General features: G+C 53.0%; 16 protein-coding genes. 11 read left to right on the top strand and 5 right to left on the bottom strand.

Going from position 1 to position 16322, the window contains the following annotated elements:
• The first annotated feature begins 797 nt into the window (after positions 1 to 797).
• The 8 genes from rpmH (at position 798) to CSTAT_RS12955 (ending at position 6055) form a co-directional block, all read left to right on the top strand.
• The gene (gene rpmH / locus CSTAT_RS12990; protein WP_003847033.1) at positions 798 to 941 is read left to right on the top strand and encodes a 50S ribosomal protein L34; all 144 of its coding nucleotides are present in this window, start codon (positions 798 to 800) and stop codon (positions 939 to 941) included.
• Positions 942 to 944: 3 nt separating this feature from the next.
• The gene (rnpA, locus tag CSTAT_RS12985; RefSeq protein ID WP_066797230.1) at positions 945 to 1313 is read left to right on the top strand and encodes a ribonuclease P protein component; all 369 of its coding nucleotides are present in this window, start codon (positions 945 to 947) and stop codon (positions 1311 to 1313) included.
• Positions 1314 to 1589: a membrane protein insertion efficiency factor YidD gene (yidD, locus tag CSTAT_RS12980; protein ID WP_191373151.1), complete on the top strand. Its 276-nt coding sequence runs from the start codon at positions 1314 to 1316 to the stop codon at positions 1587 to 1589.
• Between the two features lie 36 nt (positions 1590 to 1625).
• Positions 1626 to 2609 carry a membrane protein insertase YidC gene (gene yidC / locus CSTAT_RS12975; RefSeq protein WP_075723739.1) on the top strand — a complete coding sequence of 328 codons (984 nt, stop codon included), beginning with the start codon at positions 1626 to 1628 and terminating at the stop codon, positions 2607 to 2609.
• Positions 2610 to 2723: 114 nt separating this feature from the next.
• Positions 2724 to 3323 (top strand): 16S rRNA (guanine(527)-N(7))-methyltransferase RsmG, encoded by a 600-nt coding sequence (rsmG, locus tag CSTAT_RS12970; RefSeq protein ID WP_228385279.1) that lies wholly within the window; start codon positions 2724 to 2726, stop codon positions 3321 to 3323.
• A gap of 10 nt (positions 3324 to 3333) precedes the next feature.
• Positions 3334 to 4182, top strand: coding sequence for a ParA family protein (locus CSTAT_RS12965; protein ID WP_066798043.1), 849 nt, complete (start codon positions 3334 to 3336; stop codon positions 4180 to 4182).
• A 16-nt stretch (positions 4183 to 4198) separates the two neighbouring features.
• Positions 4199 to 5323 (top strand): ParB/RepB/Spo0J family partition protein, encoded by a 1125-nt coding sequence (locus tag CSTAT_RS12960; RefSeq protein ID WP_066797225.1) that lies wholly within the window; start codon positions 4199 to 4201, stop codon positions 5321 to 5323.
• Between the two features lie 42 nt (positions 5324 to 5365).
• The gene (locus CSTAT_RS12955; protein WP_075723738.1) at positions 5366 to 6055 is read left to right on the top strand and encodes a hypothetical protein; all 690 of its coding nucleotides are present in this window, start codon (positions 5366 to 5368) and stop codon (positions 6053 to 6055) included.
• An 87-nt stretch (positions 6056 to 6142) separates the two neighbouring features.
• Here the strand turns inward: CSTAT_RS12955 and CSTAT_RS12950 are convergent, their stop codons facing one another.
• The 5 genes from CSTAT_RS12950 to pepN all read right to left on the bottom strand — a co-directional run bounded on the left by CSTAT_RS12950 (position 6143) and on the right by pepN (position 12360).
• Positions 6143 to 7327, bottom strand: coding sequence for an N-acetylmuramoyl-L-alanine amidase (locus CSTAT_RS12950; RefSeq protein WP_066797223.1), 1185 nt, complete (start codon positions 7325 to 7327; stop codon positions 6143 to 6145).
• A 311-nt stretch (positions 7328 to 7638) separates the two neighbouring features.
• Entirely contained in the window at positions 7639 to 7965 is a 327-nt protein-coding gene (trxA, locus tag CSTAT_RS12945) for a thioredoxin (protein ID WP_066839472.1), read from the bottom strand.
• Between the two features lie 7 nt (positions 7966 to 7972).
• On the bottom strand, positions 7973 to 8899 hold the full coding sequence (gene trxB / locus CSTAT_RS12940; RefSeq protein WP_075723737.1) for a thioredoxin-disulfide reductase: 927 nt from the start codon (positions 8897 to 8899) through the stop codon (positions 7973 to 7975).
• A 209-nt stretch (positions 8900 to 9108) separates the two neighbouring features.
• Positions 9109 to 9657, bottom strand: coding sequence for an RNA polymerase sigma factor (locus tag CSTAT_RS12935; RefSeq protein WP_075723736.1), 549 nt, complete (start codon positions 9655 to 9657; stop codon positions 9109 to 9111).
• A gap of 159 nt (positions 9658 to 9816) precedes the next feature.
• Positions 9817 to 12360, bottom strand: coding sequence for an aminopeptidase N (gene pepN / locus CSTAT_RS12930; protein ID WP_075723735.1), 2544 nt, complete (start codon positions 12358 to 12360; stop codon positions 9817 to 9819).
• Between the two features lie 137 nt (positions 12361 to 12497).
• Here pepN and CSTAT_RS12925 point away from each other — a divergent pair, with 137 nt between their 5' ends.
• The 3 genes from CSTAT_RS12925 (at position 12498) to CSTAT_RS12915 (ending at position 16253) form a co-directional block, all read left to right on the top strand.
• On the top strand, positions 12498 to 12926 hold the full coding sequence (locus CSTAT_RS12925; RefSeq protein WP_075723734.1) for a VOC family protein: 429 nt from the start codon (positions 12498 to 12500) through the stop codon (positions 12924 to 12926).
• Between the two features lie 150 nt (positions 12927 to 13076).
• Positions 13077 to 14519: an ABC transporter transmembrane domain-containing protein gene (locus tag CSTAT_RS12920; RefSeq protein ID WP_075723733.1), complete on the top strand. Its 1443-nt coding sequence runs from the start codon at positions 13077 to 13079 to the stop codon at positions 14517 to 14519.
• Entirely contained in the window at positions 14520 to 16253 is a 1734-nt protein-coding gene (locus tag CSTAT_RS12915) for an ABC transporter ATP-binding protein (protein WP_075723732.1), read from the top strand. It begins immediately after the preceding gene.
• Positions 16254 to 16322 lie beyond the last annotated feature (69 nt).

The following is a 16322-nucleotide window of genomic DNA, read 5'->3' as shown; positions in this document are numbered from 1 at the left end:
ACCAAAGCCCTTTGCATTGAAATAGTTAAACGGACAGAAATAAAAGAGCAGGCTTGCGCCTGCTGCGCGACTATTGCCTAGATCACAATGTGCACTAACGTGCAGGTACTGGCTCTAGCCGTGGGAGAACTTGTAATTTATGCATTAACAGCCAGATTTCATTTTCTCACTGAACTTTCCACAGTTGGAATTCGGTGCCTACCTTGTAGTCCACAGAGTTATCCACAGGTGTGAAAAGATTGGTTATCCACAGCCTAGTCTATGGGTGTGGATAACTCCCAATAGCCTTAAATTTTGCATTTACCTGCAGTAATGACTTAAGTCTAAAGTGTAAATTGAGAGTTATCCACATCACCGCCTAGGTTGTGAACAAGTTGATTACTCATGTTTACCCGTTTTTTGAACCCGCTGTCTAGTGATGTACGTTTTCGCGATTTCTTTTGGCGCGATAGGAAATCGGTGTCAAAATCCTGAAGGTTCAAGGCCGCAGGATGAGCCCATGAAAGTGGCGTTATCCAGCAGGTAAAAACATCTTTGTAATTTCGGGTACCCCTGTGTGTCGATTTGTTTAATGCACGTCAAATCACGTAATCTGTCATGGTCTATCGCAGCAATATGGCTGTGCGTGAGTATGTGTCTTGCCCCGTGTGCAAAATACTCGTCGAAAAGCGCTTCTTTTTAGCGCTGTCGAGGAAGTCTTGACCGGTGGTGAAACGTTAACTACCCACATTTGTAAATTTTTTTACGGGCTTGGTGTGCCTTGTATGCCTAGCCCGGTGAACCTAGAGGAGAATATCGTGGCAAAGGGAAAGCGTACATTCCAGCCAAATAACCGTCGTCGTGCTCGTAAGCACGGCTTCCGTACCCGTATGTCCACCCGTGCGGGTCGTGCCATCGTTGCGGCTCGCCGCAAGAAGGGTCGCGCAAAGCTGACTGCTTAATCCGTGCTTCCCACATCGAACAAGCTCACTTCGCCGACACAGTTTCGTCGGACAATTAAGCGTGGGCGTCGCGTGGGGTCGCATACTGTTGTCGTGCATGCTTACGACACAACTTCTGAAGCCGAACTCGTGACCACTGGTCCGCGGTTCGGCTTGGTTGTTTCTAAAGCCGTTGGGAATGCTGTGATTCGACACCGCACTTCCCGGCGGCTTCGGCATGTGTGCATGGCCTTAGCGGATGAGCTACCAGCAAATTTGGACATTGTTATTCGGGCATTGCCGCCAAGTTCTCAAGCCAGTAGCGCAGAACTGGAAAAAGATCTGCGCTCCGCTTTGCAGCGGGTTCGCAAGAAGCTTGAGAAGAGTTCTTAAATGAGCGGGGATGTCTATTTCAATTCCGACGGCGAAGAAATCCCAAGGCCTCGTGGCGCAGCAAAACCTTTGGTAAAAGCGGTACGCTTCTATCAAAAGCACGTGTCCCCGCTAAAGACGGTGTCAACCTGCCGCTTCGAACCAACATGTAGTGCCTATGCACTCGAAGCGGTTTCTGTTCATGGTGCGGTACGCGGAGCTGGTTTAGCTGCGGCTAGGCTGGTCAAATGCGGTCCGTGGCATCCGGGCGGGTTTGACCCGGTGCCGAAGAAGTAACACATTTTATCGATCAGTTGAGGAAACCAATCCCCAGTGCTTAATTTCATTTATTGGCCGATTTCATTCGTGCTGTACTGCTGGCATTGGCTACTGAGTCTTGTGCTTGACCCCGCTGCGGGCATCACATGGATTCTGGCCATTGTTTTGCTGACCTGGACCCTAAAGGCCATCATGGTCAAGCCGACCCTGACTTCGCTGCGTTCACAGCGAAAGATGCAGGAATTGCAGCCACGGCTGCAAGAGGTACGCAGCAAGTACGCCAACGACAAGACCAAGCAAGCAGAAGAAATGCAGAAAGTCTACAAGGACGCCAAGGTGCGTCCGATGGCAGGCTGCTTGCCGATGCTGGCGCAGGTCCCAATGTTTATTGGTCTGTTCCACGTTCTGCGTTCCTTTGACCGCACCGTCTCAGTTGCAGGCGGCATTGGACACCCAGCGGGTGAGCCAATGTCCATTGAGATGAACCGCTCAATTGGTAACTACTTCTTCAATCCAGAACAGGTTCAGTCTTACCTGGATGCCGAGCTCTTCGGTGTTCCACTGGTTGCAAACCTGCGTTTGAACTCACCAATTCTGCAGGATGTCACGACTCTGCAAGCAGCGATCATCATCGTTCCGCTGATTATCATCATTGCAGTTCTGACTCACCTGAATGCTCGCATGTCGCTTGACCGCCAGGAAGCACGCCGTGCCTCCGGCAAGACCCAAGCTCCACAGGGCCAAAATGCTGAGATGATGCAGCAGCAAATGGCGATGATGGGCAAGATGATGCTGTGGGTTATGCCCGGCATGCTGGTTATCTCCGGCTTCATCTGGCCAATCGGTCTGTTGTTCTACATGCTATCCAACACCGTCTGGACCTTTGTTCAGACCCGCATGGTCAATAACCACATGGACCGCGAGGAAGAAGCAGAAGAGCAGGCAAAAATTGAGCTCAAGCGCACCACCGCGCCAAAGCCAGGTGCTCGCAAGCGCGATACCCGCACTAAGAAGCAGCGTAAGCAGGGCAACAATTAATAATAAATAGGCTGCTGTATTTTTAGCCTTTATACTTTAAAGCGTCTGGGATAGTTTGATTCCAGGCGCTTTTTAGATCCCCTCAATTCTATTCGTGACCAAGGAGTTACTTGCGTGGAGCCGTCGGAAGTATTCAAAGACCGTCTGCTATTAGCGGAGAAATACCATGACTTGCTAGCAACAGACGGCTCCACCCGCGGGTTTATCGGCCCGCGCGAGGTTCCACGGTTGTGGGAACGGCACCTGATTAACTGCGCCGTAATTGGTGATGTGATGGATGAAGGCGCGACTGTTGTCGATGTTGGCTCAGGCGCAGGGCTACCCGGTATTCCTTTAGCTATCGCCCGTCCTGATCTGCGGATCACCTTGATCGAGCCCTTGCTGAAGCGTTCAGTGTTTCTGCAAGAAGTCGTCGACAAGCTAGCCCTTGACAACGTCACGGTTATCCGCGGCCGGGCTGAAGAAGGACCTATCAAAAAGGCCGTGGCCGGCGCTGACATCGTTACTTCCCGCGCGGTGGCTCCCCTGGGCAAGCTTGCGAAGTGGTCACTGCCGCTGGTTCGCCGCGGTGGTGAAATGATCGCTATGAAAGGCGAATCTGTACACGAAGAATTAGCTCGCGATGCAGCTGATATTAAAAAGGCAGGCGGCGGAAAAGCCCAGGTTGAGGTAGTGCGCGGGACTACCATTATCCGTATCCCACGGGTGAACTAGAGTGGTGGATATGAACAAACCGCGCCTGATTACTATTGCGAATCAAAAAGGCGGTGTGGGAAAGACCACCACTGCTGTAAACCTTGCTGCTGCCTTGTCCGAGTCCGGCAATAAAGTGCTGGTCATCGACCTTGACCCGCAGGGCAATGCGTCGACCGCGGTTAATGTTGAACACAGTTCCGGCACTCCGTCTAGCTATGAATTGCTCCTAGGCGATATTGACGCAGATCAGGCCATGCAGGCATCTCCAACGCTGGAGAATCTGTTTTGTATCCCAGCCACCATCGATCTGGCTGCGGTGGAAATTGAGATGGTCTCGCTGGTACGCCGCGAGTTTAGACTTTACGACGCATTGCATAAGGGCTTTTTGGACAAGCATGGCTTTGACTATGTCTTTATCGACTGCCCGCCGTCTTTGGGATTGTTAACCATTAACGCGATGACGTGCGCGGAAGAAGTCATTATCCCGATTCAATGCGAGTACTACGCGCTAGAAGGCGTGGGTCAGCTGCTGGGCAATATCACCATGATTCGTCAGCATCTCAATGAAGACTTGCACATCTCTGGCGTGCTTTTGACCATGTATGATGCACGTACCAAGCTGGCATCGCAGGTCGCAGATGAAGTCCGCGAGCAATTTGGCGCGGTGGTCTTAGGAAACATTATTCCGCGTTCTATTCGCGTGTCCGAGGCACCAGGCTTTGGCAAGACCGTAATTGAATATGACCCTTCATCACCAGGCGGCCACGCTTATGTGGCAGCAGCAAGAGAGCTGCATGAACGCGGTGACTATGTTCCACATGAAACCACCGGCGTCATTGGTGTCAGTCCGGAAATTTATGCGGAATTAGAAGCTTAGGCTGGAGAGATACTTTATGGCTGATAAGAAACCACAGGCACGATCAGGCGGGCTGGGCAAAGGCCTTGCTGCTTTGATCCCTACGGGACCTGATGCTCCCACGCGCAAGCCGCGTCTCGGCGATAGTGCAGCTGATGTAATCTTGGGCGCTGCTAAGCCTCGCGATGGCCAAGGCAAAGCTGGCGCTGAGGATGCTGACTCGAAGTCTGCGAAGCCTAAAGGTGGTTTAGGCACGGGCGGCTCATCTGCTGGCGGCAATAAGCGTGTGGTTGGTGCTCCGACTATTGCGACGACAAATTCTAAGAAGCGTCAGCCTAAGCCGGCATCGATCGGTGCTACTTACCGCGAGATCTCAATTGGTGAGATCCAGCCGAACCCGAAGCAGCCGCGTACCGTCTTTGACGAAGAAGAACTCAATGAATTGGTGCACTCCATTCGTGAGTTTGGGCTATTACAGCCCGTTGTAGTTCGTCCATCCGGTCAAGGTGGCTTTGAGCTGATTATGGGTGAGCGTCGCTGGCGCGCGGCATCCAAGGCTGGCTTGGCGACGATTCCAGCGATTGTCCGCGATACTCAAGATGATTCCTTGTTGCGCGATGCATTGTTGGAAAATATCCACCGTGTGCAGCTCAATCCTTTGGAAGAAGCTCACGCTTATCAGCAGTTGCTGGAAGAATTTAGCGTCACTCAGAATGAGTTAGCTGATCGGATTGGGCGCTCACGTCCACAGATCACCAACACCATTCGTCTGCTGCGCCTGCCCGTTGAAGTGCAACGCCGCGTTGCAGCGGGCGTTTTGAGCTCCGGTCATGCGCGTGCATTGTTGGGCTTAGAAGATAAAGACGTCATGGACAAATTGGCGCAGCGCATCGTTGCCGAAGGCATGTCCGTGCGCGCCACTGAAGAAGCCGTGACGCTAATTAAGCGCAATGGCATGCCTGACGCTCCACAACCGAAGCCTGCACAACCACAGCCGGAGATCTACACCAACGCGGGAGAACGCCTCTCAGACCGCTTTGACACGAAGGTAACCGTGACAATGGGCAAGCGAAAAGGCAAAATGGTAGTTGAGTTCGGCGATCAAGAAGACTTCGAACGCATCATGGCCTTGATCGACGGCGCAGGAGCACAAGGCTCTTAGTCCTTTAGGAGCCAACAGCAAGTAAAGGAAAAGCATGAGGCAATGCTTGAACCACTAACTCCATATTCGGAGATGCATCCGCGGGCAGCTAGCTCCATGTATTGGGAGTGCGCGCATGAGGTAGCTGATCCGGGCTTTGAAAAAGAAGCCTGGATTTCATCTACCTTGCTCAGCTTTGGTCCGTGTGGTTTCAGTATTCGCTCCGATGCCACCATCATCTACTGCGCTGCTGACGACGCCCCCGGTATCGCCAAAATGCCTACCGGGCCAGTAGCTTCAGATGCTGCCATCATCACGTCATTATTCGTATCCTCCCAGCGTTTCGGCCGAGGTCTCGAATCAGTTCTTCTGGATACTGCAATTATGGATTTACTCCAGCGTGAATTCGACGCCGTGGAAGCTTTTGGCTACCACGATTTTGGAGAGACCGCGGACGATGAAATCTTTTATGAAAGCACTGATGTAGGGACGCAAGGCCCTGGAATTGAAGAGCTCTTTAAGAGCACTTCTTCGGAGTTTTTCGCCGACGTTAATTTTGAGATTGCCCGGCACTTTCTAGGTATCCGCCCCGATCATATTGGGCTTTTACCGGTCTCTATCCTGCAAGGAGCAGGCTTTGAGGTCGTCCAAGACCATCCAGTTACCCCACGGCTGCGTTTAGAGCTGCCACCGGCCCATGACCTGCTCTCAGCAGCCGCCGTTGAAGACTTAGTCGCTAAAGCCTTGGCCTAGCAACTCCGATTATGCGTATAGAAAAATCACCGCAGCTAACGAAGTAAATCTTCGATGGATGCGGTGATTATCTGTTGGTGCCAAGCTTTATGGAGCTTGTTCAGCACGCAATAGCTCGGCGAAATTATAGGTACCGGTTGGCGCATCATCATCGTCAAGCAGATAGAGGCGCTTGACAGCAACCACGATGGCTTCTGCAATATCATCGCGGCTAGATGGATTGGTCAGTACCGAAACGTCATGCGGGTTGGACAGATAGCCCAACACCACCTGGACAACCGGCATGCGCGTAAGACGCAGCAGCTCCCACGTACGAGCATGATTATGGTTGTTGCTCAGATCCGTACGCGCGACAATCTCGCGTTGGATATATCCAGAGAGCGTTTCTCCAATCATGGAGGTACTACCTAGCTCGGAGCCGAAGTAAAAGCTTGCGATACCGTTAGCTTTTTCATTCGGGTAGCGATCGCAGGACAAGGAAATAACCAGATCAGCATCAAAAGCATTGGCTATTTCTGCGCGGTCCTTGTTGGAAGGCTCATCCTCGCGAGTACGCGAATAGATAATTTCCATGCCCGCTGCAATCATGCGACCAGCTAGGCGCTCGGCAAGATCCCACAAGATTTCTTCCTCAGAAATCTGGCCAAAACGACCTTTCACCTGCTGACCCTTGTTATCACCACCGAGACTCGGATCAATAACAACGCGTTTACCAGCGAGTTGGGGTCCCGCATTACGCACGCGTTCACGCTCTTGAATGTTGTGTGCAGACCCGCCGGTAATGCGTCGGCCCAAGAGGCCGAACGCACGAATCGTAGCGGGGCCGCACACACCATCTTGTTGCAGACCGTAATTGAGCTGATATTCCAGCAGTGCTTGATGGGTGAATGAGCCAAAATGGCCATCGATACGCGCCATGTAAAAGCCCAACTCCTGCAGCTGGCGTTGCAGCTGCAGGACATCATCACCAACAAGTTCATTGTTGGGTTGGTAGCTTAAGACCCGGTTGCCCAATTTATAGGAAGCCTGGCGTAGTTCCCGCAGGGTTAAATCATCTATATTTCCCGAAGGAATGATGCCCCGGGACTGCTGAAATGCTTTTAGGATGTCGGAAAGCTCGGGGTCGAAGTGCTTGTCTTCTTCGGAGAACTTCTGGCGCTTCCAATCCGATACGTCGCCGGTGTAGTTCGACAACATTCCAACGCGCGCAAGCGTAGCCCTAGCTTCAGCAACGCGGGCACTGCGATCTCCAACCCGAAGGACTTGATCCACTTCGTCCCCCTTTCTAGAACTCATAACCATTTCAGTAAATACTTTTATCCGTTGACAATTAATCTTGCATTCCACTCTAGTGTGACAGTTTGAGAATACGCCATTTCACACGAACATCAGTGGAAACATCAGCGAACTACGATAACAAACTAATCACGACTAGCCCTAACGCGGCGCCATGCCACATTAGCGGCAATAACCTGCAGGAACACAAAGACGCCGAGGTCTCAGCAGGAAGCTTTCGACCTCGGCGTCACATATTATTAGAGTCTTTTCATCACACTTTACGGTTGATGACAGACACGAGAAAATTACTGAAGCTGCGCCTGAATCTTCGAAGTAATCGCAGGCTTTGGCTGCAGCCCGATGAACTCATCGACCTTCTCACCATTTTTGAAGAGCAAGACAGAAGGGATGGACATTACCTGGAACATCGCGCCCAATTCACGCTCTTCATCCACGTTGATCTTGGCGATAGTGACATCGTCACCGATTTCCGCGGCGATTTCATCCAGCAATGGGGACAGCTTCTTGCATGGACCACACCATTCAGCCCAAAAATCAACGACCACGAGCTTGTCGGAGTCAATAACTTCGCTGCGGAAGGTGTCTTTGGTTACGTCAATTACGTTGCTCATATTCTCCCTAACGCTGTGCAGCTAAGAAATGTTCCGCATCAATAGCTGCGCGGCAACCGGAACCAGCAGCAGTAATAGCCTGGCGGTAGTGGTCATCAACAAGGTCACCACACGCAAAAACGCCATCAACATTGGTACGGGTGGAAGGCTGCTCAACTACGACATAGCCTTCTTCGTTAGTAGCAACTTGCCCTTCGAGGAACTCAGAGCGTGGATCGTGGCCAATAGCGACGAACATCGCGGTGAAGTCCTTCGTGGAGGTCTCACCAGTAACGGTGTCTTTAAGCTCTAGGCCGCCGACCTTGCCGTCAACCTCGATGACCTTCTCCACCGTTTTGTTCAGCTCCCACTTAATCTGTGGGTTCGCGCGTGCACGCTCGAGCATGATCTTGGAAGCACGGAACTCTTCACGACGGTGAATGATGGTCACGGTTTCTGCGAATTTGGTCAAGAAGGTGGCTTCTTCCATCGCAGAGTCACCGCCACCGACTACCGCAATGTGGTGGCCCTTGAAGAAGAAGCCGTCACAGGTTGCACAGGTAGAAACACCGCGGCCAGTCAAGGTGTCTTCACCTTCAACGCCGAGGTGGCGTGGTGCCGCGCCGGTTGCCAGAATGACAGAGCGAGCCTCAAAGACTTCGTCTCCGACGTGGATCTTCTTAATGTCGCCTTCAAGCTCAACCGAGTCCACGATTTCCATGCGCAGGTCAGCGCCAAAGCGAGTGGCCTGAGCGCGCATTTCTTCCATGAGCTCAGGGCCCATGATGCCCTTTTGGAAACCAGGGTAGTTTTCCACTTCAGTGGTGTTCATCAATTCGCCACCGTATTCAAAACCCTCAAAAACGATGGGTTTGAGCTCTGCGCGTGCTGCATAAAGTGCAGCGGTGTAGCCTGCTGGGCCGGACCCAACAATAGCGACATCATGGATGGTCATGTACTAACTCCTCTATTTGTTACCGTGGGCGATTATAGCCGCCAATAGGATCAACAGCAGGGTTCGTGAACTAATTTCATTCGCCACAGCTGCTGCATGTCGAGCCGAGCTTGCAAGACAGGTAGCTGCAAAGACCCCGGCGACTTGGTTTGAAAGTAAATTCTTAAAAACCAATTCTTCTTGCGAGTCTACCGCCGTCGATGGTGCGGCTAGCCAATCGCCAAGCGCAGAGCACTTTTCGCGCGCGAGCGCCGCGATTTTACGGTTCCTTCCGCTACTCCCTGCAGTCCTGCGACATCTTTTAAGGAGTAACCACCAATCTCCGTGAGCATCCACACTTCCCTTTGCTCAGGTTGCAGATTTTGTAAAGCTTCTTGGATATCTAAGCGTGTGTCGATGCCCATCAGGGGCTCGTGGGAAAGCCAGCTATTTCGATCAGCGTCTACTTCCCCATCGAAAGAATGGTGCTGGACATTGGAACGGTGATGCACATAGTCATAGCCCGAATTTCGCACCAGCCGGTTTAGCCATGTCGAAAGCTTGGCCTCAGCCCGGAAGGTGTGCAGTTTATTGCTGGCTTTAAAGAATGTCTCCTGCACGATGTCCTGGGCATCTGTCTCCGTCTTGGTATAAGACTTTGCGACGTAGACGAGTTGTTCTCGGTGACGTTCAACGATGGTGGAAAAAGCCTTGTGGTCCCCGTTTAAGAAAGCTTCCACCAGTTCTTCGTCCGTGGGCTCACTGTCATCAGCAGCCATCGCACATCCCCCCGAGATATTGTGATGAAAATATTAAACACCACTACATGGTGTGTTTCTTCACCCATTATCACGGGGCTTTCAACAAAGAACTAGGGTTTTTAGCCCACCGAAGTGGGCTGTACCGCGCAACCTTTCTTAGACCTGCGCAGTCTGCGACTACTGGCCCTTCTGTACTTTCTGCACATGAAGGTTGCGGCGCACGGTGTCCTGGCATTCCAGCAGTACACGACGTAAAGCACCGGGGACAGCGTCAGCACTTAAGAACTCATCCGTCGCCGCTAAAGCCATTTCTAGCTGTGGGTACAAACCGCGCACAATGTGGTTGGCAATCTCGATGGGGTGCTTTTCCCAGATAGTAGATAGGACTTCAAAGAACTCTGGCGCAAAGACTTCGTTTAACGATGCCGAGCGTGGAGCGTTAAATGCCCCAAGCAATTTCAGTACTTCCGCATTGGAATACGCCTGCGGAATAAGCAGCTGATCGAAGATATAGCGCTTATTCTCCTCGGTAGGGAATGAATGCTTCGCGCCTAGGTATTCGGCTTCTCCTGTAAGCGTGTTGTCGTCTGCACGCTGCTGATCGAGGAGCTCTAGCGGTAGTGCATCGCGTGCTGCGAGGCCGCGAATGATGGACCAGCGCAGATCCGGGCTTAATTGAAGGCCCGTAACCGCGCCATTGAGGATCTCTTGCAGGCGCTCAGTGCCCGATTCTTCAGGGGTTGCGGTAAGCGTTGCGATGGTAGAACGGGCAAGCGTCAATTGCGCATCGGATCCGGGATCGGCGCTGGTCAGCAAGTTCCAAGAAGTCTGGGCGATCTCCGCACGTGCATCATCGCGTTGTTCTTCTGGCAGGAAATGCGTAACGGCATAGCGCGCATTGGCGAAGTTGGTGCCCATGAGATCGGCACTGTCTTCTTTCGGGGCATGCTCTAAGACCGTGGCGATAAATTCTTTAGCTGGCCACTTCCCATCGCGGGTCATATTCCACAGAGCCGTCCAGATAACCGCGCGTGAAAGTTCTTCTTCGGCTCCTCCCGTTAACTGCGAAAGGTTTGTGCGCACCGTTTCTAAGGAGTTGTCATCAAAGCGCACCTTCGCATAAGTATGGTCCCCATCATTGAGCAAAACCAGGCTAGGGGCTGGCTTGCCTCTAGCCTCTGAGATCGCGGTAGTGCTGCTACCAGCGGCGATATCGACGTCGAAGGTGTCAGTGCGGTGAAGGTGGGCATCGAAAAGCGCAATGCTCAAACGGTGTGGACGAACTTCCTCGTCAGCTGTCGCATGGATTTCTAAAGATTCAATGCTGTCACCTTGGATGCGAATTTCCGGAGTAAGGGTATCTGGCCCAGAGGTCTTCAACCATGCATTAGACCAGGCTTCAAGATCGCGGTCGGTATGGTTACGCAGCGCGTTTAATAGATCGTCGAAGGTTGCGGCGCCAAAAGCGTGCGCCTGGAAATAGTCCCGAGCGCCGGCATAAAACTCTTCGCGGCCGACATAGTGCACGAGCTGCTTCAGCGCTGCCGCACCCTTGGCATAGGTGATGCCGTCAAAATTTTGGCGTGCCGCATCCACATCTGGGATCACCGCCTTAATTGGGTGCGTGGTGGGCAGCTGATCCTGGAGGTATGCCCAATTCTTGCGACTACCAGCAAAATTCGTCCACGCCTCTTTATATTGAGTGGCATGCACGGAGGCGTCTGCTCCCATGTATTCAGCAAAAGATTCTTTCAACCACAGGTCATCCCACCACTGTGGAGTAACCAGATCGCCAAACCACATGTGCGACATTTCGTGCAAGATCGTGTTGGTGCGGGCAGCATGCTGTGCGCGCGTTGGCGCTGATCTAAAGAGATAAGACTCAGTAAAAGTGACAAGCCCTGGATTCTCCATCGCGCCTAGGTTGTATTCAGGCACGAAGATAGAGTCATACTTGCCCCAAGGGTAGGGATAGGCAAAGTTCTCATGGAAGAAATCCATGCCCCTAGCGGTCAGTTCCAAGATCTCATCATCCAAGTAGTCGGCCATGGATGCCCGCGCTAAGCTTCGTAAGTCCACCGTTAGAGAACCATCTGGTGCGGTCCAGGTTTGTGACTTGGATGCATAAGGCCCCGCAGCAAAAGATGTGAGATAAGTAGACAGCAACGGAGTTGGCGCGAACTGTACGGTTGCTACTTTCCCACTGGTATCGCGGGACGCCTCCGGCTGATTGGCCAGGATCTCCCATTCGGCGGGTGCTGAAAGTTTCACGTGAAACTTCGCTTTTAAATCAGGCTGTTCAAAACATGGAAAGATCCGGCGGGCATCGGAAGGTTCTAAGTGTGAATAGAGATAGGTATTGCCGTCCGCGGTGTCGAGCATGCGGTGTAAGCCTTGCCCGCTGCGTGAATAGCTGGAGATACTGTTAATTTCAACGGTTACTTCTTCCCCGGTTGGCAGATCGTGGAGGTAAATTCTGCCATCGTGGAAGTCGACATCAACGGGCTTGCCGTTGACAGTCAGATCAGAGATTTCCGCACCTAGATAATCTAAGAAGATCTCCGGTGCAGTCGTTGAGAACACGATTCGAGTGTTCACCGGATAGGTGGTGCGCTCGTGATCGCGTGCTTGCGACAGATCTAAATGCAGGTGGTAAGAATCTAAAGAGAGCGCATCGGTTCGAAACTGGGCTTCTTTATGAGTGAGATTAGCTTGAGACATATTTGCCATTGTAGAACTCACCGGAAAAATATGACGCTGAGCACACTGAGCCCTTTTCTCAGGTGCTAGGGCAGGTACGCTTTAGGCTAAGCGGCCCTTGAATGGGGTTGCCACAACTACCCCATTGGAGGGTCGTCATGTCCGTGAAATCTTATACCTACATCAGCTTCCCCGGCACTGCGAAGGAAGCATTTGAGTACTATCACTCCATTTTCGGTGGTGAGCTCGAGATCGTGACCTATGGCCAATTCCCAGAGGAAATGGCCTCGGAATTTCCCTTTGAACTAAACCTGGATGCGGTTGCCAATGCCACCTTGGTCTCCGATGTCATCTCTCTCGCGGGTGGTGATGCCATGGATGAATCAGCTCCGGGGCTGGATGGCACGCCTTATTCACTTTTGCTCATTGCTGAGGATGAAGCAGAAGGCCGACACTATTGGGATGCGTTCCTAGATACTGGCGGCGAAGTTGTTTTGCCGCTGGAGTTAGCGCCATGGGGCGAACTCTATGGCCACGTCCGTGACCGCTTTGGCATCAGCTGGGCTGTAAACGTCTCCGCGAATTAAGGCTGGGATCGTCTGCAATGCCCCTTTAGCTTCCTTCTCTTTCCAAACGCCTATGCCTACTAAAGTTTGATCTCAGGTAGATTCATAGCATTCAGTAGGTTCTGCGGGCATCGATAAGCCATGTCGTTGTTGCGGGAGAGAAAGGTTGCTATGGAAAAGGTGCCGCACAGCGGAACATCGCTATTGCAGCGCACGGTAAAAAGACAATGGAAGCGCGCTGTTGCGGGAGCTATTTTCTTAGGTCTGTGGCAAATTAGTGAAGCTCTAGTTCCTATCGCCATTGGTCTGATCATCGATCACGCAGTGTTGTCGCGCGATCTCATGCTCATGGGGATCGCGTTGGTGTGCTTCGCGCTATTATTCGTGGTTCTCTCCGGTTCCTATCGCATTGGCTCCCGGGCGCTTAATCGTGCAGTCAACCATGAATCGCATTCTTTGCGGGTAGAAGTTGCAGAGCATGCGTTGACGAAGCTGGCTACTAAAGATCTTGTGCCTGGTGAAGTGATGTCGCGCTCTACTGCGGACGCTGACTCCATCACGCGCATCTTTGGCCAAATTGGAACGGGTGTTTCCGCGCTTACGGGCTTTGCCGTAAGTGCGATATTTTTGCTGTTTAGCGACTGGCTAGTCGGGCTTATCGTAATGATTATCGCGCCGGTGATTTCTTTGATCGTGGCCTCAACCAGCAAGGGGATTTCCCAACGCAGCGCGAAGCAACAAGCCACGCTTGCCGCCGCCGGGGCGCAAGTCGGTGACACGATGCTGGGCTTGCGCGTCATTAAAGCTATCGGCGGTGAGAAATGGGCAAGCTCCGCTTATCACCGGGCCTCCCAAGAATCCGCGCGCGCGGCTATTAACACTGCTGCTGCCACCGGAAAAGTCGCTGGCATTGGTGAGCTAGCCGTGGCTTTGAACCTAGCTGCGGTGTTATTGATGTCAGCGTGGCGAGTCACCTCCGGTCACTTGGAACCAGGTCAGCTCGTGGCCATCGTGGGTATTGCCGTGTACCTTTCAGAACCGATCCGGCTATTGAGCAACTCCATGAGTGATGCCGCCGTTGCGCATGGCGCAGCCGGACGAGTAAGCGAATTCTTGGGCACTACCCCACCTTCGAATGGTCAAACTTACAACGTAGAAATCGCTGATTCTGCGTTCACTGTCGCGGACCCAGCGGCTATCACCTTGCCTGAAAACCACGAGCAGATACTGATTGCACCGCACTCAGCCGACATCGTTGAGGGAACCTTGCGCTCTAATATCACCATGACGCATGAACCCAACACGGTCATTGACCCAGCGGTGCTGGAAGCATCGGGTGTGGCAGAGATTGTTGAAACACTCCCCGAGGGCCTGGATGCACCCGTGCGGGATTCGGGCAGCAATTTATCCGGCGGTCAGCGCCAAAGGCTGGCTTTAGCGCGCGCCTTGTATGCAGATCCGGAAGTACTAGTGCTTAGCGATCCCACCAGTGCCGTTGATTCAGTCACCGAAGTTAGTATCGCGCAGGGGATCTATAACTATCGCGCGGGCAAGTCCACGCTGGTGCTCAGCACCTCACCGGCTTTTCGGCACCTAGCAGACGAGGTGAAGTAAATGAGTACTATTTTAGCCTCACCGCGCCCCAAGCACGCTTTCAAGGTCGTGTTTGACCAGCTCAAACCCTATCGGCTTCGTCTGCTTGGCGTAGTGGTTTTGGGCTTAGTTACTGCGATCTGTGGGCTGATCGGCCCGTGGGCAGTCGGCGTCGTGGTCGACAAATTGCTCATCACCCCGGATTTCCGTCAAGTACTCGGGTATTGCTTGCTTATCGTGGTCGGCGGCATCATCGCAGCATTGGGCACTTGGTGGGGCAACGTGTTGCTGGCGCGGGTTCTAGAACCAGCCATCGCCAACTTGCGTGAATCGGTACTGGATGCGGCATTGACCTTGGATTCAGACACCGTAGAACGTGCCGGTCGCGGTGACTTAGTCTCACGTGTTGCTGATGACTCCCGGGAAGTGTCCACGGCGGCGAGCTCCGTTATGCCGATGGTCATCCAAGCTGGTTTCACGGTGATTGTCTCTGCCGTCGGCATGACCGCGGTGGATTGGCGTTTAGGGCTGATCGGGTTAATCGCTATCCCCTTGTACTGGACAACTTTGCGCGTCTACTTGCCCAGGTCGGGTCCTATGTATACCCAAGAGCGCGAAGCTTTTGGTGTTCGCACGCAACGCCTGCTGGGTGCTGTGGAAGGTGCTTCAACCTTGCGCGCCTACCACGCGGAACCGGCGGAGCTTGCGCGCATCAACCAGGCTTCAGGCAAGGCGCGGGATATTTCGATTGCGGTATTCCGATTTGTTACCTGGGCCTTTTCCCGCAATAACCGCGCGGAGTGCATAACGCTGATTGCTATTTTGGGCATGGGCTTTTACCTGGTCACTCAAGATCTTGTCACAGTCGGTGCGGTTTCCACTGCGGCATTGATCTTTCACCGGCTTTTCGGTCCGATTGGCATTGTGGTGGGCATGTTTGCCGATATTCAGTCAGCAGCCGCCTCGCTGATCCGCATGGTCGGGGTCATCGACACAGCGCAGGCACGCACACCCGGAACGGTTGCAGCACCGCAGCACGCAACGCTTTCGCTTGTCGATGTCTCCCACGCCTTCGACGAGCTTCCCGTCATCGATAAGGTGAGTCTGCATATTTCACCGGGTGAGCATATCGCCATTGTTGGTGCCACAGGTGCCGGCAAGAGCACGCTGGCGTTGATCGCATCCGGGCTGTTGACCCCAACTGACGGCACCGTGGCGCTAAATGACAAAAATATTGCTGATATTGACCCGGGTCAGCTGCGCGGTGTCATCGCGATGGTCAGCCAAGAAATGCACTGTTTTCGTGGCACTGTGATTGACAATGTGCGCATGGCTAAACCTGGTGCCAGTGATGAAGAAGTCCGCGCAGCCCTTTCCACCGTGGGCGATTTTTGGATTGACCGCTTGCCCCAGGGACTCGAGACTGTCATCGGTGACGGCGGATTTCGTCTTAGTGCGGTTGAAAGCCAGATGCTGGCTTTGGCGCGCGTGGAGCTCGCCAATCCAGAATTGGTGATTTTAGATGAAGCGACTGCAGAAGCTGGTTCGGATCAGGCGCAGCGTTTGGAAGAAGCAGCGCGGGTTGTAGTCAAAGATCGTGGGTGCCTGACAGTGGCCCACCGCCTGGATCAGGCTGCCGATGCAGATCGCATCATCGTGATGGAGGCCGGCAGCATTAAAGAATCCGGCACGCATGAGCAGCTGCGCACACTTGGTGGGGAGTATGAAAATCTTTGGCAAGCCTGGTCGGTGTAGTTTAGAGAGCAATTGAAAAGGTCGTGCTGTCGGAGAAAATCCGACAGCACGACCTTTTCAAGGTTTTAA

Source organism: Corynebacterium stationis (assembly GCF_001941345.1).
Classification (GTDB): domain Bacteria; phylum Actinomycetota; class Actinomycetes; order Mycobacteriales; family Mycobacteriaceae; genus Corynebacterium; species Corynebacterium stationis.
The sequence above is the reverse complement of the archived record's forward strand: the minus strand, read 5'-3'. Positions and strand labels throughout refer to the sequence as shown.